The organism is Streptomyces sp. DSM 40750 (assembly GCF_024612035.1).
Lineage (GTDB): Bacteria > Actinomycetota > Actinomycetes > Streptomycetales > Streptomycetaceae > Streptomyces.
The window spans coordinates 1451970-1469814 of the sequence record NZ_CP102513.1 but is presented as its reverse complement, the minus strand read 5'-3'; the positions used below and the strand labels follow the sequence as shown (position 1 = coordinate 1469814).

Genomic DNA, 17845 nt, shown 5'->3' with positions numbered 1-17845 from the left:
TGCCGATCCTCCCACAGCGGTCCTCGGCGTCACCCGCCGTAGGATGCGTGGGACAGGTGCGGCAGGCGGCTGGATCGGGAGCAGTAGACCATCGTGAGCAGCGAGAACTCTTCGGCGGACGACGTGCAGCGGGTGTGGGACGTCGTCGTGGTGGGCGCGGGCCCCGCGGGGGCTTCGGCCGCCTACGCGGCGGCGGTCGCGGGACGCAGCGTCCTGTTGCTGGAGAAGGCGGAGCTGCCGCGGTACAAGACGTGCGGCGGCGGCCTCATCGGCCCCTCACGCGACGCGCTGCCGCCCGGTTTCGAACTGCCCTTCAAGGACCGGGTGCACGCGGTCACCTTCTCCCTCGACGGTCGTTACGCCCGGACGCGCAAGTCCAAGCAGATGTTGTTCGGGCTGATCAACCGGCCCGAGTTCGACCAGCAACTCGTCGAGCACGCCCAGAAGGCGGGCGCGGAGCTGCGTACGGGCGTCACGGTCACCCGGGTCGAGCAGCACGGCTCGGCCGTGCCGGACCGGCGCACGGTCGCCGTCGTCCTGCAGAGCGGCGAGACGCTGCTCGCGCGGGCCGTCGTCGGCGCCGACGGCAGCGCCAGCCGCATAGGAGCGCACGTCGGGGTGAAGCTGGAGCAGGTCGACCTCGGCCTGGAGGCGGAGATCCCCGTGCCGGAGACCGTCGCCGAGGACTGGAAGGGGCGCGTCCTCATCGACTGGGGCCCGATGCCCGGCAGTTACGGGTGGGTCTTCCCCAAGGGCGACACACTGACCGTCGGTGTGATCTCCGCGCGCGGTGAAGGTGCCGCCACCAAGCGGTACTTGGAGGACTTCATCGGGCGGCTCGGCCTCGCCGGCTTCGAACCGAGCATCTCCTCGGGGCACTTGACGCGCTGCCGCGCGGACGACTCGCCGCTCTCGCGGGGGCGGGTGCTGGTGTGCGGGGACGCGGCGGGGCTCCTTGAGCCCTGGACGCGGGAGGGAATCTCCTTCGCGCTGCGCTCGGGCCGGCTCGCGGGGGAGTGGGCGGTGCGGATCGCCGAGGCGCACGACGCGGTGGACACCCGCCGGCAGGCCCTGAACTACGCGTTCGCCGTGAAGGCGGGGCTCGGCGTCGAGATGAGCGTCGGCAAGCGGTTGCTGATCGCGTTCGAGCGTCGGCCCGGGCTCTTCCACGCGGCGATCACCGGCTTCCGTCCCGCCTGGCGGGCCTTCGTCGACATCACGCGCGGCTCGACCTCCCTGGGTGAGATCGTCCGGACCCACCCGATGGCCCAGCGTGCGCTGACCGCGTTCGACAGATAGGCGCGGGCCCGCCCGACAGCCGGCGCCGACGCGTCGGCAGGTGCCCCGGTGACCGCATCCGGACGGCTTTCGGCGCATCCGGGGGATGCGGATCCGCCGGCACCCCGGCCGGTCACCGTGTGACGGTGATCCGGAAGACGGGGTGCTTCGGCGCGGCGGCGAGCAGCTCCTCGTCGGTGGAGTCGGCGTTGACGTCGCCGAAGAACCGGCCCACTTCCCAGCCCCACTTCTTCAGATAGGTGCGCAGCACGACGGGCTTCTCCGCGTCGGGCAGCTCGACCGCCGTGAACTCCCGCACCCGCCGGCCCACCTGAAGCCGTCCCCCGCCCGCCGCCCGCATGTTGCGCACCCACTCGGAGTGGCCGCGCGCCGAGACGAGGTAGGGGCCGCCCTCGTACGGCAGCGGGTTGACCGGCAGCCGACGCCACTCGCCGCTCTTCCGGCCGCGCACGGAGAGCTCGGCCGTGCCGAGGAGGCTGACGCCGCGGCGGGCGAGCCAGCCGATGAAGCCGTTGAGCACGCGGTCGAAGGGGTTGGACTTGATGTAGTGGGGCGACGACGACATGGGGTTCCTCCGAAGTGGTGGAGCGGCTCGCCGGGCGATTCGGAGAGCGCTGCTCTCGCTTGAGAGCAGTGTGTACGAGATCGGTGCTCCAAAGCAAGAGCAGTGCTCTCGTTCGTTATCGGCGCTCTGATTGGAGAGCGGTGATCTCAATTGTGTGCAGTGCTCTGCCTCTATGGCACACTGCTTCGCATGAGCACAGCACAAGGGGCGCGCGCCCGGGCCAGGATCGAGGTCACCGCCGCCATCAAGGACGAGGCGCGCAGACAACTCGCCGCCGAGGGCGCCGCCAAGCTGTCACTGCGTGCCGTGGCGCGCGAGCTCGGCATGGTCTCCTCCGCGCTGTACCGCTATTTCCCCAGCCGCGACGAGCTGCTGACCGCGCTGATCATCGACGCCTTCGACTCCCTGGGTGAGGCCGCCGAGGCCGCGTACGCGAAGGCCGCCGGTGAGAGCCCGGCGGGCCAGTGGGTCGCGGTGTGCGAAGGGGTGCGGGAGTGGGCACTGGCGCGGCCGCACGAGTACGCGTTGATCTACGGTTCGCCCGTGCCCGGGTACACCGCGCCCGACGCCACCCTGCCGGCCGCGTCCCGGGTCGGGCAGTTGGCGATCCGGATCGTGCGCGAGGCCTACCAGGACAAGGGTGTGGCTCAGTGGAAGCTGCCCGCCGAGGTGCGGCCCGAGGCGCGGCGGATGGCCGAGGAATTCGCGCCCGATCTGCCGCCGGAGGTGGTCGCGGTGCTGGTCGGGGCGTGGGCGCAGTTGTTCGGGCTGGTCAGCTTCGAGGTGTTCGGGCAGTTCAACCGGGTGGTCGAGGACCGGGGAGTGTTCTTCCGGCACGCGGCGGGCCAACTCGCCCACCACGTCGGTCTGGTGTTCCCGCACTCCGAGACCGAGGTCCGCTGACGTCCTCAGGACCGGCAGGGCGTACGTCGCCGGGAGTACGTGTGATCACCTCGCTCGGGTGACGTGGTGCTCGGTGGGCGGCGTCTAGCGTGGCCGGTATGGCAGAGCAGGGTGCGGAGGCGGGTGGCCCTCCGATGCGGGGCGGGCGGCCCCGGCGGTGGTGGCGCGGGGGCGGGCCGCCGTGGTGGAACCGGCCGGACGGCGACGAGGGAGGTCCTCGCTGGCCGTGGCGCTCCACGGTGGCGTTCACCGTCTTCGTCATGGTCGGCTCGAACGCGGCCGCCGAGTTCCAGAAGGACGAACGCGCCTCGCTCGAACCCTTCGCGCGTGTCCTGCTGCTCGTGGGCGCCCTCCTGCTGCTGTGGCGGTGGCGTCGGCCCGTGCCGGTCGCCTTCGGGACGGCCGCGACCGCCATGGTGTATCTGGGCGCCGGTTACCCGTACGGGCCGGTGTTCTTCACCGTCGCCGTCGGCTGCTTCAGCGCGATCGTCGCCGGGCACCGCGAGGCCGCCTGGACGGCGATGGGCGCGCTGTGGGTGGGGCATGTGCTGGTGGCGCACTGGCTGTACCGGTGGCTGCCGCCGGATGGGGACGACGCCGCGAGCTGGGGGCAGGAGATCGTCGTCGTGACCTGGGGCGTGGCGATCGTCGCGGTCTCGGAGCTGGCCCGCGCCCGGCGCGAGCAGTGGGCCCGGGAGCGGGCCGAGCGCGCGCGGGACGCCCGGCGGCGGGCCGACGAGGAACGGCTGCGGATCGCCCGCGAACTGCACGACGTCCTCGCGCACAGCATCTCGGTGATCAACGTCCAGGCGGGTGTCGGGCTGGCCCTCCTCGACTCCGACCCCGAACAGGCGCGCACCGCGCTCATCACCATCAAGGCGGCCGGCAAGGAGGCCCTGGGCGAGGTCCGCCAGGTCCTCGACACCCTCCGCACGCCCGGCGACGCCCCGCGCACCCCGGCCCCGGGGCTCGCCCGGCTCCCCGAACTCGTCGAGCAGGCGGCGGGCGCGGGCCTGACCGTCGGCGTCGAGGGCGAGGCGCCCGAGCTGCCGCCGGGTACCGACCTCGCCGCCTTCCGCATCGTCCAGGAGGCCCTCACCAACGTCGTACGGCATTCGGGGTCGCGGCACGCCCGCGTGGTCCTCGATCACGACGGGCGTGAGCTGTGGCTGCGGATCGACGACGACGGGCCCGCGACCGGCACCGGCGCGGGCGGCAGCGGCAGCGGACTCGTCGGGATGCGGGAGCGGGCCGCCGCGCTGGGTGGCACGATCGAGGCGGGCCCGCGCGCCGACGGGGGGTTCCGGGTGCTCGCCGTACTGCCGGTACGGGCGTCCCGCGAGGTCAAGGAGGACCGGTGATCCGCGTACTGCTCGCCGACGATCAGTCTCTGGTGAGGGCGGGGTTCAAGGCGCTGCTCGACGCGCAGCCCGACATCGAGGTGGCCGGGGAGGCGGCCGAGGGGGAGGAGGCGCTCATCAAGGTGCGCGAACTCCGCCCCGATGTCGTCCTGATGGACATCCGCATGCCCCTTCTCGACGGCCTCGCCGCGACCCGGCGCATCAATGACGATCCGGATCTCGAACAGGTCAAGGTCGTCATGCTGACCACCTTCGAGCTCGACGAGTACGTCTTCGAGGCGATCCGCTCCGGGGCGTCCGGCTTCCTGGTGAAGGACACCGAGCCGGAGGAACTCGTGCGCGCGGTACGGGCGGTGGTCGAGGGCGACGCGCTGTTGTCGCCCGGGGTGACCCGGCGGCTGATCTCCGAGTTCGCGGCCCGTTCCAAGGAGCCGGCGGCCGTCGCCTCCCTCGCCGGACTCACCGAGCGGGAGCGGGAGGTGATGGCGCTCGTCGGCATCGGCCTGACCAACGACGAGATCGCCCGCCGACTCGTCGTCAGCCCGCTGACCGCCAAGACGCATGTGAGCCGCACGATGGTGAAACTGGGCGCCCGCGACCGGGCCCAACTCGTCGTGCTGGCCTACGAGTCGGGGTTGGTGCGGCCGGGCTGGCTGGGCTGAGCCGCGCCCGGTCGGCCGGGTGGTGCGGGACCCTGCCCGCCAGGTCGCGTGGCGCGTCGGAAGCGGGTCAGCACGGTCGTGACGACCGCGACGAACACCACCACGGTCACGCTGACCGCGATGGGGCCGAGCAGGCTCCACCGGCCGCGCAGGGAGCCGAAGACGGTCGGGAGTAATTCCGTCACGCCGAAGTAGGCCGCGCCCGCCAGCACCGCCCCCGCGAAGAGCGCGAAACCGATCTCCGTGGTCATCGCGTCCCGCTCGGCCTGCGTTCGTCTCCCCATGGGCCGAGTGTGGGGGCGGTGGGCGTACCGGACAAGGCCAACGGCGCGCGGGCCGGGCCCGGTCTCAGCCGATGCCCGAGGTCTTCCGCCACAGCTCCGCGAGCGAGGGGTCGCCCGTGACGGCGGGGAAGGGGAGCCGGTTCCACAGGGACAGGTACAGCCGGGGCGCCGGGCCCGCGATCTCGCAGTCGGCGCCCTTGGCGTCCGTGGTGTCCGACGCGTCGGCCCGTTCCGTCATGGGCGGCTCCGACGACAGCCGTACGGTCCAGGCGGCGCCGGTGTCCGTCGCCCGCACCCGCAGGACACGCGGCGTCTCGGTGCGCGCCCGGCTCCTGCCGCGCGCGTGGAAGGCGAGCAGCAGTTCGTCGATGCCGTCGACGGCGAAGTCCATGGAGGGTTCGCCGGGCGGGGCGCCGAGCGCGGACTCCGCGTCGGCGCGGTGCACGGCCGTCTCGTGGGCCTGGCGACGCGCCCAGAAGGCCAGTGGGGAGGGGGCGGGCAGGAAGTGCCAGCAGTCGACGTCGGCCGGGGCGGCGCGCAGGGTGTCGACGAGGTGCCGGTGCCCCTCCTCGAACCAGGTCAGCAGCGCGTCACCGTCCAGGTCCGGGTCGCTCCCGAGAGGGCGGGGCGAGGTGTGGCCCTCGGCGACGAAGGCCGTGGCCCAGCGGTGCACCAGGCCTGTGTGCCGCACCAGGTCCCGTACCCGCCAGCCGGGACATGTCGGCACCTCGGCGTCCGTGCCGGCCTTCCGGGCGGCCGCGGCCAGCAGCCGGCCCTCCTCGTCCAGGGCTCTGATGTGCTCGGCGGTCTCCATGGGGCGAGTCTGCCGGATGAAGCGCGCTCGAAGCACCCGCCCGGGCAGGGGGCGGGCGCTTCGGCTCGTCACGGTGTCGCCCGTATCCGGCCGTCGCGGCGTGTTCCCGCCCCCGGCTCCTCGCGCGCCAGCCAGTCGGCGACGCTACGGGCGATCGGCTGACCGGTGTCCATCTCCACGAACCCGAACTGGCCCGACTGGTTGCACTCCAGGAACCACCAGATCCCGTCCGCGTCCTCCGCGAAGTCGAAGGCCCCGTAGGAGAGTTCGGCGTCCCGCAGATAGGCGCGTACGGCCGTGGCGGTGCGCGCCGGGACGTCGACCGGCTGCCAGGGCGCGGTGGAGGGGGCGAAGCGGACGTCCACCTCGTCGGGGTGCGCGTCCGGGGCGACCGCCTTGCGGGCGGCCAGCATGCGGTCGCCGACGACGGTGAGCCGGATGTCGGCGGTCTTGGCGATCCGGCGCTGCAGCAGCGTCGGGCCGAACGCGACGGCGGTGAAGTCGGTGCCGGGCGCGATCCGGCTGGTGGGGACCGTCCTGGGCGGCTCCTGCGGGTGCGTGCCCGAGACCGGCTTCACCACCAGGTCGGGGAAGCGCTCCGCGAAGTCGCGGGCGGCCTGCGGGAACGTGGTGATCAGCGTGGCCGGCACGGGGAGCCCGCAGCGCTGGGCGTGCCGGAGCTGCCAGGGCTTGTGGCGGGCCCGTCGGGCCGCGTCCGGGTCGTTCATCCAGCGGACGTCCGTGCCGCGCAGCATGCCGTACAGCGCCTGCGAGGACTCCTCGGTCAGCCAGGCGGACGGCTCGGCGACCCGGCTGGCCGGAACCCCCGGACGACGCAGCCAGACGGACCGCAGCCCGCTCATGCTCACCAGGCGCCCCCCGGCGGACAGATGCCCGCGGAAGGCGCCGTGTACGTACTCGCCGGAGAGCGCCACTTCGCCGGGCAGGTCGGCGGGGTCGAGCCGGACCACCGGTACGCCGGTCCTGTTCAGTTGTGCCACCACCAGGTCCGCCGTCACATCTTGTTCGCAGGTCAGGATCAGCACGGTCATCGTCGCCGGTCCGTGTTCAGTCGTCGAAATGGGTCTTCGAGCCCGCGGTGGACGTCGTCGCCCCCAATTCCCTCATCAGACCATGGTCATGAGCGGCTATCCGCCCGTCGGCGAGCACGTTCAACTGCAGCCCGGAGTCGTAGCTGTACGGAGCGCTGAACTCCAACTGCTCAGCGGCGCGAGCGTAGTTGAGCACGAACAGTCGCATCGTCTCTCCTTGTTCGGGACCATCCGGAAAACCGGATGGTGACGCTCCGGCCGTCCTCTGCTCGGCCGGGTCGCAGTGTCTCCAGGGAGTTATACGAATCGAACGACTGAATGGTTGCCTCATGTTCTCGGAGGGCTGACTTCATGCACCACGAGGTGTCACGGAGCAACGGTGAGTGGTCATTTCGCGGCCGAGTGACGGGTGGTGAACGCGATGGCGGAGGCGAACGCGGCGAGTACCGCGACGCTGGTGAGGGCGGTGGGCAGGGAGAACCATTCGGCCATGAAACCGATCGCGGGCGGACCGAGGAGCATGCCGAGATAGCCGAGGGTGGAGGCGGTGGCCACGCCGCTGGGACCGGCCAGCGCGCCGGCGCGTTCGATGGCGACGGGGAAGATGTTGGCGAGGCCCAGACCGGTGACCGCGAAGCCGAGCAGGGTCGCCCACACCGAGGGGGCGAGGGAGCCGAGCAGCATACCGGCCGTCGCGGTCGTGCCACCGGCCACGAGCACGGTGGTCCTGCCCAGGCGTTCGAGCAGGGTCGTCCCGGTCAATCGGCCGATCGTCATGGCGAGCGCGAAACACGTGTAACCGATCGCCGCGACACCGGGCGAGGTGTCCAGATCCTCCTCCAGATGCAGGGCGCCCCAGTCGGCCAGCGCTCCCTCGCCGTACGCCGTGCACCCGGCGATCAGACCGAGGACGACCACCAGACCACGGGTACGGCCGTCGAGGCGGCGTGGGCCGGCTTCCCGGTCGTTCCGGTGGGACTCCCGGTCGTTCCGGTCGGGAGCGCGGTCCGGCGGTGTCGGGGGTTCGTGGCGCAGCAGGGTGGGCGCGGCCACGGCGGTGACCAGCAGACCGAGCACGGTGATGCCGAGCAGATGGCGGGTGGGGGACAGGGAGTCCGCGACCAGGCTGCCGGCTCCTGCACCGACCATGCCACCGAGGCTGAACGCGGCGTGGAAACTGGGCATGATCGGCCGCCCCAGCGCGGCCACCAGGTCCACGGCGGCGCTGTTGAAGGCGACGTTGATTCCGCCGAAAGCCGCCCCGAAGATCAGCAGTACCCCGCCCAGCGCGAGCGCCGAGTGGGTGAGCGGGGGCAGCGCCACACTGAGCGACAGCAGGACGGCGCACGCGACCGTCACCGGGTGGCTGCCGAAACGGCGGCAGAGCCGGCCGGTGAGCATCATCGTGACCACCGCTCCGGCGGACACGCCCAGCAGCGCGAGTCCCAGCGCGCCGGGCGACGCGCCGGTCTGCTCCTTGATCGCGGGGATCCTGACCACCCAGCCGGCGAAGACGAAGCCGTCGAGGGCGAAGAAGGCGGTGATGGCGATACGGAGAACACGGAGGACACGGAGGTGGGAGCGGTCGCTGTCGTGGCCCGGCACGGCGTTGTGCGTTCGGGTTTTGTTTATTCGCGGCACAAAAGAGAGGCTAGGCGGGAGCGAACGGCTGGGGCAAGGTGGATGTCGAGGACGCCGAAGGAGAGCCGCTCATGCCGATGTTCCCCACCGAGCGCGCCGTGCGGACCACCCCCGAAGGGCTCTTGTGGGAGCCCAGCGAGCGCTGGGTGCGCGGAGTCAAGGGCGACGTGACGGTCGTCGACAGCCGCCATCCCGTACTCGTGTGGGAGCCCGGTGTGCCCGTACCGCTGTACGCGTTCCCGCGTGCGGAGGTCCGGGAGGATCTGCTCCGCCCGGCGAAGAACCCACCGACGGACGCCCACACCGGGTCACGGGTCTTCTACGACCTCGAAGTCGCCGGGGAGAGTACCGGGAACGCGGCCTGGACGTTCCCCGCCGCGGACCTGGCCGACCACATCGCCTTCGAGTGGTTCCGGCGCGTCGGCCGGGGCCTCGACCACTGGTACGAGGAAGCGGAAGAGATCTTCATCCACCCCCGTGACCCGCACAAACGCGTCGACGCCATCGCCGGCAGCCGCCATGTCCGGGTCGAGATCGCCGGCACGGTCGTCGCGGACACGCGCCGCCCGGTGCTGGTCTTCGAGACCGGCCTGCCCACGCGGTACTACATCCCGCGCGAGGACGTCCGCCTGGACCTGTTCCACCCCACCGACCGCAGCACCGGCTGCCCGTACAAGGGCACCGCCGAGTACTGGTCCTGGCGTGGCGAGTCCGACGTACCGCCGAACATCGTCTGGAGCTATCCGGACCCGCTGCCCGCGGTGGGCGCGGTCAAGGGACTCCTCGCCTTCTACAACGAGGAGGTCGACATCACCGTCGACGGCGAACTCCAGGAACGCCCGATCACGCCCTTCAGCAGGAAGCCCTCGTCGACGTGACCCACGACGGTCGTCGGATCCGGAGTGCTCCGGCGGGGGTGACCGTGTTCCCGTCCGCAGGCGATGGTCGCGAGGGCTGCTGAGCCCTCCACCCGTGTGGTCGGCCCGAGCGTTCCGGGGGCGACCGAGAGCCGGGCACCGAGGAATCACCCGGTGCTCGATGGCGGCGGAACTCCGGGAAGAGGAGAAGCAGGACGAGGGCCGTCACGACGGTCAGGAGGCCGCCGCCGGTGATCGTCCAGCTGGTGCCGAAGGCGGCGCCGGCCGTGCCGTGCGCTAGGTCGCCCAACCGCGGCCCTCCTGCGGCCACCACGGTGTCGATCGCTTGCAGCCGGCCCCGCATGTCGTCCGTCACGGCGGTCTGCAGGACGGTTCGCCGGAAGACGCCGAGCGCGAGGAGCGCGCCGCCCGCCAGGAGCAGCCATCCCGCCGCCGGGACCAGTGAGTCGGTCAGCCCGAAGCCCGCGATGGCCAGGCCCCACAGGCCCACCGAGATCGCGACCGCGATGCCGTGGCGGCCGACGCGTGTGAAGGTCCCGGAGAACAGCGCCGCCAGTACACCACCGGCCGAGAGGGCGGCGTACAGCACGCCGATGTCCGACGGGCGGAAGGTCTCGCCCGCCAGCTGCGGGAAGAGTGCGGTGGGCAGACCGAGGAAAAGGGCGGCGAAGTCGCAGAGGTAGACCACCAGCAGCACCTGACGCCGCGCCACGAGACGGAAGCCGTCCGCGATCTGCCGGACGCCGACGACCCGCCTGTTCTTCCCTGTGGTGCGGGCAGGCGGCAGGGAAGGCAGCCGCCACACCGCCCACACTGTCGCGCAGACGGCGGCGGCGTCCGCGAGATAGAGGGTCCGGCTTCCTACGGCCGGCAGCAGCCACCCGGCCAGCAGCGGACCGGCGATCCCGGCGGACAGGACGACCATCGACTGCAGAGCGTTGGCGGCGGGCAGTAGCCCGGGCGGCACCAGACGGGGCACCACAGCCCTGCTCACCGCGGTGTTCGCACCGAACAGGGCCTGCTGCAGGCCCACCAGCACGAGCAGCACGGCCACCGACCGCGCCTGCGCCCACGCCTGCGCCCACAGCAGCATCGACGTCACGCCGATACCGGTCGTGGTCGCGAGCAGCACGCGCCGCCGGTCCCGCAGGTCGGCGAACGCGCCTCCCCACAGGGCCCCCGCGGCCATCGGGGCGAGGCCCACCAGGCCGGCCAGCCCGACGTAGGCCGAGGAACCGGTGAGGGCGTAGATCTCCATCGGCACGGCGACCGCCGTCAACTGAGCACCCAGGGAGGTCACGACGGCCGCCGCCCACAACCGCCGGAACTCGCCCCTGCGCAGCGGCCGCAAGTCGACCAGCACCCTGGGGCCCTTCTGACGGATCTCCGCGGCGTCGCCCCGCCCGGCACGCACGCACCGGACACCGCTCCTTCCTGCACGGAGATCCATCAGAAAAGCCCTGGTCCGTCGCAACACCCGCGCCCCTCCACCTGCCTCCAGCACTCACCCGTGAACCGATGCTGGGGGCTTCCCCAGGGGCAAGGTCAACGAGGCGCCGAAAACCGCGCAGTGAAACCCGTCGATAATGATCCGGTGACCCCACATGAATGCGTGGGTTGGGCTCCGGACGTGTGAAAGACCGTCTCGTCATCAAAGGCGCCCGCCAGTACAACCTCCGTGATGTCTCCGTGGAATTGCCCAGGAGCGCACTCATCGTTTTCGCGTGAGTGTCCGGGTCGGGGAAATCAAGCCTGGCGTTCGACATGATTTTCGCGGAGAGGCAGCGGCGCCATGTCGAATCGCTCTCCGACTGCGCCCGCCAATTCCTCGCCCAGCTGGACAAGTCCGATGTCACGAACGCATTCGCCAGATCGAGTCCACGACTCTCGACGCGATCTGACGCACCATGACCGAGGGCCGCCCCCCACCGTGTTCGGTGCGGAACGGCCCTCCAGCGCGTGCGAGTCGAATCAGTCGGCGGTCCGGAACGTGCGCAGTCGTAGTGAGTTGCCCACGACGAAGACCGAGGAGAAGGCCATGGCCGCTCCGGCGATCATCGGGTTGAGGAGGCCGGCCGCGGCGAGTGGCAGGGCGGCCACGTTGTAGGCGAAGGCCCAGAACAGGTTGGACCGGATGGTGCCGAGGGTCCGGCGGGCGAGGCGGATCGCGTCGGCCGCCGCGCGCAGGTCACCTCGTACGAGGGTCAGGTCGCCCGCCTCGATCGCGGCGTCCGTGCCCGTGCCCATCGCCAGGCCCAGGTCGGCCTGCGCGAGCGCGGCCGCGTCGTTGACGCCGTCGCCGACCATCGCGACCGAACGGCCCTCGCCCTGGAGCCGCTTGACGACGTCGACCTTGTCCTGCGGCAGCACCTCCGCGATGACGTCCTCGGGCGCGATACCGACCTCGCGGGCGACGGACTCGGCGACGGCCCTGTTGTCGCCGGTCAGCAGGATCGGCGTGAGGCCGAGCGCACGCAGCCGGGTGATCGCCTCGGCGCTGGTCGCCTTCACCGCGTCGGCGACCTCGAGGACCGCCCGCGCCTCGCCGTCCCAGGCGACCGCGATGGCCGTACGTCCGGACGCTTCGGCCTCTGACCTGGCCCGCCGGAGTTCCGAGGGCAGTTCCATGGCCCAGTCGGCGAGAAGCCGCTCGCGGCCGACGAGGACCGCGTGGCCGTCGACGATCCCCTGCACACCGAGCCCGGGTACGTTCGCGAAGTCCTCCGGCGTGGGGAGCGCACCGACCTTCGCCAACGCCCCTTCGGCGACGGCGCGGGCGACCGGGTGCTCGGAGGCGTGCTCCAACGCGCCCGCCAGCCGCAGGACTTCGGCCTCGTCGGTGTTGTCGGCGGTGTGTACGGCGAGCAGGGTCATGTGGCCGGTGGTGACGGTGCCGGTCTTGTCGAGGACGACGGTGTCGACGCGGCGGGTGGACTCCAGGACCTCGGGGCCCTTGATGAGGATGCCGAGCTGGGCGCCGCGCCCGGTGCCGACCAGCAGCGCGGTCGGGGTGGCCAGTCCCAGGGCGCAGGGGCAGGCGATGATCAGTACGGCGACGGCGGCGGTGAACGCGGCCGTCAGTCCGGCGCCGTTGCCGAGCCAGAAGCCGAGGGTGCCCAGGGCGAGGGTGATCACGATCGGCACGAAGACGGCGGAGATCCGGTCCGCGAGCCGCTGGGCCGCGGCCTTCCCGTTCTGCGCGTCCTCCACCAGCCTTGCCATCCGGGCCAGTTGGGTGTCGGAGCCGATCCGGGTGGCCTCGACGACGAGCCGGCCGCCCGCGTTGACCGTGGCGCCGGTGACCGGGTCGCCGGCCGCGACCTCCACGGGCACGGACTCGCCGGTGAGCATGGACGCGTCCACGGCGGACGAGCCCTCGACGACCGTCCCGTCGGTGGCGATCTTCTCGCCGGGTCGCACGAGGAAGCGGTCGCCGACCTTCAACTCGGCGACGGGGACGGTCTGTTCGCCGCCGTCGGGCCGCAGCACGGTGACGTCCTTCGCGCCCAGCTCCAGCAGCGCTCGGAGCGCCGCACCCGCCTTGCGCTTGGAGCGGGCCTCGAAATACCGCCCGGCCAGGATGAAGGCGGTCACCCCGGCCGCCGCCTCCAGGTAGATGCTCCCGGCGCCGTCACCACGGACGATGGTCAGCTCGAAGGGGTGTTTCATGCCCGGCGTGCCCGCCGTACCGAGGAACAGCGCCCACAGCGACCAGCCGAACGCGGCCAGCGTGCCGATGGAGATCAGGGTGTCCATGGTGGCGGCACCGTGCCGGGCGTTCGTCCAGGCGGCGCGATGGAAGGGCCAGCCGGCGTAGGTCACCACGGGCGCCGCCAGCGTCAGGGACAGCCACTGCCAGTACTCGAACTGCAACGCCGGGATCATGGCCATCGCGATGACGGGGACGGCCAGGGCCACCGCCGTGATCAGCCGCTGCCTGAGCGGCCGCAGCTCGTCGTCCGCCGCCTCGCCGCCGCTCTCGGGCTCGGCCCGTACGGGCGGCGCGGGCTCCCGTGCCGTGTAGCCCGTCGCCTCGACGGTGGCGATCAGGTCCCGCACGGAGACGTCATCGGCGTAGCTGACCTTCGCCTTCTCGGTGGCGTAGTTGACCGTCGCGGTGACGCCCTCCATGCGGTTCAGCTTCTTCTCGACACGCGCCGCGCAGGAGGCGCAGGTCATGCCGCCGATGGAGAGCTCTACTTCGGCGGCGGGGCCGGTCCTGGTCGTGGTCATGGCTGCTCCTCGTACGTCGTGGGCGGTCGATCCGAGCGGAAGCCGGTCGGATGCAGGGGCGGGTGTATCCGTCAGGTACAGTCTGTATACCCCGAGGGGGTATACGAGGCAAGTCGCTCGCAGCGCTTGACTCTATACCCCCTGGGGGTATGGTGAGCTGTGTGGAGGCCCCCGGACCCCGAAGGAGACGGCCATGAACACCGGACTGAGGATCACCGCGTTCGCCGCCGCGCTGGCCGCGACGTTCGGCACCGCCTACGGCGTGGGCAAGGGCGTCGAACCCGTCGTCTCGGACGCCACGGAGAGCGCGCCCGCCCGCCACGACAGCCACCGCGAGGCGTCATCGGAACCCGACGAAGGAGACGGCCACGCGGGGCAGCACGCATCGGCCCCGGCCGGCGGGCTGCAGATCTCCGAGGGCGGCTACACGCTCGACCTCCGGACCCCGAGTGTCACCGCCGGGCAGCGCGCCGACCTGCGCTTCGTCATCCGGGACGAGGACGGCCGTGCCGTCACGGCGTACCAGCGCGAGCACGACAAGGAACTCCACCTCATCCTCGCCTCACGCGACCTGGGCACCTACCGCCATCTGCACCCCACCCGCGCCACCGACGGCACCTGGAGCATCCCCGTCGACCTGCCCCGGGCGGGCGGCTACCGCGTCTTCGCCGACTTCACCCCGGCCGGGAAGAACGCCGAGAACCTCACCCTCGGCGCCGACCTCGCCGCCTCGGGCACGTTCAAGCCGGAGAAGCTCCCGGCGCCGAGCGACACCGCCGAGGTCAACGGCTACGAGGTCGAGCTGGACGGCGGCCTGCGTCCGGGCGCGGCGAGCGAACTCAGGCTCAAGGTCTCCCGCGACGGCCGGCCCGTCACCGACCTCCAGCCCTACCTCGGCGCGTACGGCCACCTGGTCGCCCTGCGCTCCGGCGACCTCGCGTACCTCCACGTCCACCCGAACGGCGAACCGGGAGACGGAAAGACCGCACCCGGCCCGGACATCTCCTTCGCGGCCACCGCACCCAGCACCGGCGCCTACCGCCTCTTCCTCGACTTCAAGCACGAAGGGAAGGTCCACACGGCGGCGTTCACGGTCGGGACCGGAGGAGCGGTGGCAGCGGAAGAGTCGGAGTCACCTTCGGTTGATCACGCGCACTGACGGTGGACCTGCGCCCCGTCAGGGGCGCGGGGAACCGCGCGAGCAACCACGAATCACCCGCAGCTGAATCACCGCGCCCGCAGCGGAGCGTTCACCACCGGCGGCCGGCGCTCGCCCACCCGCGTCGCCCGTTCGAAGGCGTGGCCGGCCTTCAGGACCGACCAGTCCCGCCGGTGCGGGCCGACGATCTGCAACCCGACCGGCAGGCCGCCCGGGGTGAAACCGGCCGGGACGGACAGGGCGGGGCAGCCCGTGACGGAGATCAGGGAGGCCGAGCGCATCCAGTCGAGATAGGTCTCCATGCGAGTGCCGTCGACGACCGTCGGGTACGGCAGGTCGATGTCGAAGGGCGCGACCTGGCTGACCGGCAGCAACAGCAGGTCGTACCGCTCGAAGAACTCGCGGACCCGGTGGAAGAGGGCGCCGTGCAGCGCCTGCGCCCGCCCGAGGTCGGGACCGCCGAGCCTGCGGCCCTCCTCGATGTTCCAGATCACGTCCGGGGCCAGCCGGTCGCGGTGCTCGTCCAGCAGCGGCCCGTAGGAGAGCTCCACCTGCCAGGCGCGCTGGGCGAGGAACACCTCGTCCGCGCCCGTGAGGTCGGGGCAGGCCTCCTCGACCTCGCAGCCCAGCGCGGCGAACACCTCGACCGCCGGGCGCAGCACGTCCCGTACCTCCGGGTCGACGGGCACCTGCCCGCCGAGATCGGGCGACCAGGCGACCCGCAAGCCCCGTAGATCGCCGTCGAGTTGCCAGGCGAACGTGGAGCCCGGTGTCTGGAGGGAGCGCGGGTCGCGGGGGTCCGGACCTGCCAGCACGGACAAGGTGAGGGCGACGTCCGCCACGGTCCGGGCCATCGGCCCCTTCACCGACAACTGGCCCCACGGCGCCTTGTCGGGCCAGGACGGCACCCGTCCGGGCGACGGGCGCAGCCCGACGACGTTGTTGAAGGAGGCGGGATTGCGCAGCGAGCCGCCGGTGTCGCTGCCGTCGGCGATGGGCTGCATCCCGCAGGCCAGGGCCGCTCCCGCGCCGCCGCTGCTGCCGCCCGCGCTGCGGGAGAGGTCGTAGGGGTTGCGGGTGGCCCCGAAGACGGGGTTGACGGTGTGCGAACCCAGGCCGAGTTCCGGGACGTTGGTCTTGCCGAGGGTGATCGCCCCCGCCTTCCGCAGCCGCTCCACGACCAGGTGGTCCCGGTCGGGGACGCGGTCGGCGAAGATCGGCGAGCCGGACGTCGTCCTGATGCCCGCCGTGTCGTGCAGATCCTTGTGCGCGACGGGCAGCCCGTGCAGCGGGCCGACCGGCTCCCCGGCCGCCATCCGGTCGTCCGCCTCGGCCGCCTGCGCCAGCGCCCGGTCGGCCACCAGCGTCACGATCGCGTTCACCGTCGGATTGACCCGGTCGATCCGTTCCAGGTGGGCGGTCACCACCTCCCGCGCGGACACCTCGCGGCGCGCGAGCGCGACGGAGAGTTGGTACGCGGTCCGCGAGCACAGGTCGTCCGTGGGATACACGTCGCCCGTCGGGTTCACGGGGTACTTCGCGGGATGGTCGACAGGGTGGTTCACGAGGTGGTTCACGCCCCTCCCAGGGAGTCCTTGAGCTGGACGACGGCGAGCACTCCGAAGAGCACGAAGGAGCCGCCCAGCAGTACGTTCGAGGTGGTGCGGTTACGCAGCGCCGGTTCCACGCTCCGGCGGTTGAGCAGCACCAGCAGCGCGCCGGAGAGCATCGGCAGGATCAGCGAGCCGACGGCGGCGTAGGTGAGGACCAGGGACACCGGCCGTCCCAGAAAGATGACGACGACCGCGGTGACGGCGCAGTAGAGGACGAAGGCACGGAACGGGCGGCCGTTCTGCGCGATGTGGGGCTCCGCCTCGGCGTCCGGGATGCCGCGCAGCGCCCGCAGCGAGTCGGCCATCATGTAGCACAGGCCGTTGAAGCCGCCGACGAGCGCGCTCAGCGTCACCAGGAAGAACGTTCCCAGGAACAGCACCCGCGCCACCGACCCCAGATCGGCGCCGAGCGGATCGGCGAGCGCGGCCAGCCCCTCGCTGCCGGTGATGCTTCCGCCCGTGCCGTACAGCAGACCCGTGCCCACCACCGTCGTGCACAGCACGAACAGGAAGGTGAGGCCGTAACTCACCGCCGAGTCCGCCCGCATGAGCCGCAGCCGGCTCCGGTCCGCCCAGCCCTTCTCCCGCACCCAGTAGCTGTACGAGGCGATCCCGGCCGTACCGCCCACCCCGCCGATCAGCGCCAGCACCGTCACCACGTCACCCTCCGGCAGCCTCGGGCGCAGCGTGCCGAGCAGGCCGGGCAGATCGTCGGCGGTGGCGAGCATGGCCACCGCCAGGACGGCCATGCCGAGGAACTTGGCGAGCATGAAGACGCTCATCACCCGCTCGAACAGCGCGTACCGCCCGACGTACACGGTCGTGGCCGCCGCCAGCGCGATCGCCACGGCGACGGGCCTGACCGGCAGCACGGGGAACAGCGTGGACAGCGCCAACGACGCCACCGAGCTGAGCGCCGCCCCGTAGAGCAGCCCGATGACCAGCACGAACAGCATGAACACCAACGGCAGCCAGCGTGCGGCCGACTTCAGGCTCACGATCACGGTCTGCCCGGTGGCCAGGTAGAGCCGGCCCACCGCCTCGGTGAGCGCGTACTTCAGGACGACACCGATGACGATCGCCCACATCAGCGCCATCCCGTACCCGGCCGCACCCGCGAGCGACGTCACCATGTCGCCCGCGCCCACACTCGCGGCGGCCAGCACCAGACCGGGACCCAGGAGGGCCAGCCGGCCGCGCCGGGTGCCGGCGGGCCGGTGCGGCGCCGGGGCGGTGGAGTCGGCGGCCAAGGAACGTGGGGGACTGCCGGGAGTCACGGTCACGTCAACCATCTCCGTACATCGGGGAGTTACGGGAGTCATGGGTTCGTGCGGCTCGTGCGGGCCGAGGGGGACGGTGGGCGCGTCCGCACGGCGGGGAG

At 72.0% G+C, this 17845-nt stretch carries 16 protein-coding genes and 1 pseudogene; 7 read left to right on the top strand and 10 right to left on the bottom strand.

The window, feature by feature from the left end:
* Nucleotides 1–93: 93 nt before the first annotated feature.
* Nucleotides 94–1299 carry a geranylgeranyl reductase family protein gene (locus tag JIX55_RS06740; protein ID WP_257562330.1) on the top strand — a complete coding sequence of 402 codons (1206 nt, stop codon included), beginning with the start codon at nt 94–96 and terminating at the stop codon, nt 1297–1299.
* Nucleotides 1300–1411: 112 nt separating this feature from the next.
* Here JIX55_RS06740 and JIX55_RS06735 read toward each other — a convergent pair whose 3' ends face one another.
* Nucleotides 1412–1864 carry a nitroreductase family deazaflavin-dependent oxidoreductase gene (locus tag JIX55_RS06735; protein WP_257562329.1) on the bottom strand — a complete coding sequence of 151 codons (453 nt, stop codon included), beginning with the start codon at nt 1862–1864 and terminating at the stop codon, nt 1412–1414.
* Between the two features lie 189 nt (nt 1865–2053).
* Between JIX55_RS06735 and JIX55_RS06730 the strand changes: the two genes are divergently transcribed.
* The 3 genes from JIX55_RS06730 (at nt 2054) to JIX55_RS06720 (ending at nt 4790) form a co-directional block, all read left to right on the top strand.
* Nucleotides 2054–2767: a TetR/AcrR family transcriptional regulator gene (locus JIX55_RS06730; protein WP_257562328.1), complete on the top strand. Its 714-nt coding sequence runs from the start codon at nt 2054–2056 to the stop codon at nt 2765–2767.
* Between the two features lie 98 nt (nt 2768–2865).
* The gene (locus JIX55_RS06725) at nt 2866–4128 is read left to right on the top strand and encodes a sensor histidine kinase (protein WP_257562327.1); all 1263 of its coding nucleotides are present in this window, start codon (nt 2866–2868) and stop codon (nt 4126–4128) included.
* A complete protein-coding gene (locus JIX55_RS06720; protein WP_257562326.1) occupies nt 4125–4790 on the top strand; it encodes a response regulator in 666 nt (221 codons plus the stop codon). Before JIX55_RS06725 ends, JIX55_RS06720 begins: the two co-directional genes overlap by 4 nt.
* Here JIX55_RS06720 and JIX55_RS06715 read toward each other — a convergent pair.
* The 5 genes from JIX55_RS06715 to JIX55_RS06695 all read right to left on the bottom strand — a co-directional run bounded on the left by JIX55_RS06715 (nt 4751) and on the right by JIX55_RS06695 (nt 8545).
* Nucleotides 4751–5074, bottom strand: coding sequence for a DUF6332 family protein (locus tag JIX55_RS06715; protein WP_257562325.1), 324 nt, complete (start codon nt 5072–5074; stop codon nt 4751–4753). The two genes, JIX55_RS06720 and JIX55_RS06715, sit on opposite strands and share 40 nt — an antisense overlap.
* Nucleotides 5075–5138: 64 nt before the next feature.
* Nucleotides 5139–5888: a maleylpyruvate isomerase family mycothiol-dependent enzyme gene (locus JIX55_RS06710; protein ID WP_257562324.1), complete on the bottom strand. Its 750-nt coding sequence runs from the start codon at nt 5886–5888 to the stop codon at nt 5139–5141.
* 68 nt (nt 5889–5956) lie between these two features.
* Nucleotides 5957–6940: an ATP-grasp ribosomal peptide maturase gene (gene tgmB, locus JIX55_RS06705; RefSeq protein WP_257562323.1), complete on the bottom strand. Its 984-nt coding sequence runs from the start codon at nt 6938–6940 to the stop codon at nt 5957–5959.
* A gap of 16 nt (nt 6941–6956) precedes the next feature.
* Nucleotides 6957–7148, bottom strand: a complete 192-nt coding sequence (gene tgmA / locus JIX55_RS06700; protein WP_257562322.1) for a putative ATP-grasp-modified RiPP — start codon at nt 7146–7148, stop codon at nt 6957–6959.
* Nucleotides 7149–7327: 179 nt separating this feature from the next.
* Entirely contained in the window at nt 7328–8545 is a 1218-nt protein-coding gene (locus JIX55_RS06695) for an MFS transporter (protein ID WP_257562321.1), read from the bottom strand.
* Nucleotides 8546–8652: 107 nt separating this feature from the next.
* Between JIX55_RS06695 and JIX55_RS06690 the strand changes: the two genes are divergently transcribed.
* Nucleotides 8653–9459 (top strand): DUF427 domain-containing protein, encoded by an 807-nt coding sequence (locus tag JIX55_RS06690; protein ID WP_257562320.1) that lies wholly within the window; start codon nt 8653–8655, stop codon nt 9457–9459.
* Here the strand turns inward: JIX55_RS06690 and JIX55_RS06685 are convergent.
* Complete coding sequence (locus tag JIX55_RS06685) at nt 9434–10873, bottom strand: MFS transporter (RefSeq protein WP_257562319.1); 1440 nt, start codon at nt 10871–10873, stop codon at nt 9434–9436. The two genes, JIX55_RS06690 and JIX55_RS06685, sit on opposite strands and share 26 nt — an antisense overlap.
* Before the next feature lie 218 nt (nt 10874–11091).
* On the opposite strand from JIX55_RS06685, the pseudogene JIX55_RS06680 reads away from it, so the two are divergent.
* Nucleotides 11092–11313 (top strand): annotated as a pseudogene (locus tag JIX55_RS06680) (hypothetical protein); the annotation flags it as partial.
* Between the two features lie 117 nt (nt 11314–11430).
* Here JIX55_RS06680 and JIX55_RS06675 read toward each other — a convergent pair.
* On the bottom strand, nt 11431–13692 hold the full coding sequence (locus JIX55_RS06675) for a heavy metal translocating P-type ATPase (protein ID WP_257562317.1): 2262 nt from the start codon (nt 13690–13692) through the stop codon (nt 11431–11433).
* 193 nt (nt 13693–13885) lie between these two features.
* Between JIX55_RS06675 and JIX55_RS06670 the strand changes: the two genes are divergently transcribed.
* Complete coding sequence (locus tag JIX55_RS06670) at nt 13886–14851, top strand: hypothetical protein (protein WP_257562316.1); 966 nt, start codon at nt 13886–13888, stop codon at nt 14849–14851.
* A gap of 68 nt (nt 14852–14919) precedes the next feature.
* Here JIX55_RS06670 and JIX55_RS06665 read toward each other — a convergent pair whose 3' ends face one another.
* Both JIX55_RS06665 and JIX55_RS06660 read right to left on the bottom strand, forming a co-directional pair.
* A complete protein-coding gene (locus JIX55_RS06665) occupies nt 14920–16428 on the bottom strand; it encodes an amidase (RefSeq protein WP_257562315.1) in 1509 nt (502 codons plus the stop codon).
* Complete coding sequence (locus JIX55_RS06660; RefSeq protein WP_257562314.1) at nt 16425–17756, bottom strand: Nramp family divalent metal transporter; 1332 nt, start codon at nt 17754–17756, stop codon at nt 16425–16427. The genes JIX55_RS06665 and JIX55_RS06660 overlap by 4 nt, the downstream gene beginning before the upstream one ends.
* Nucleotides 17757–17845: the final 89 nt, after the last annotated feature.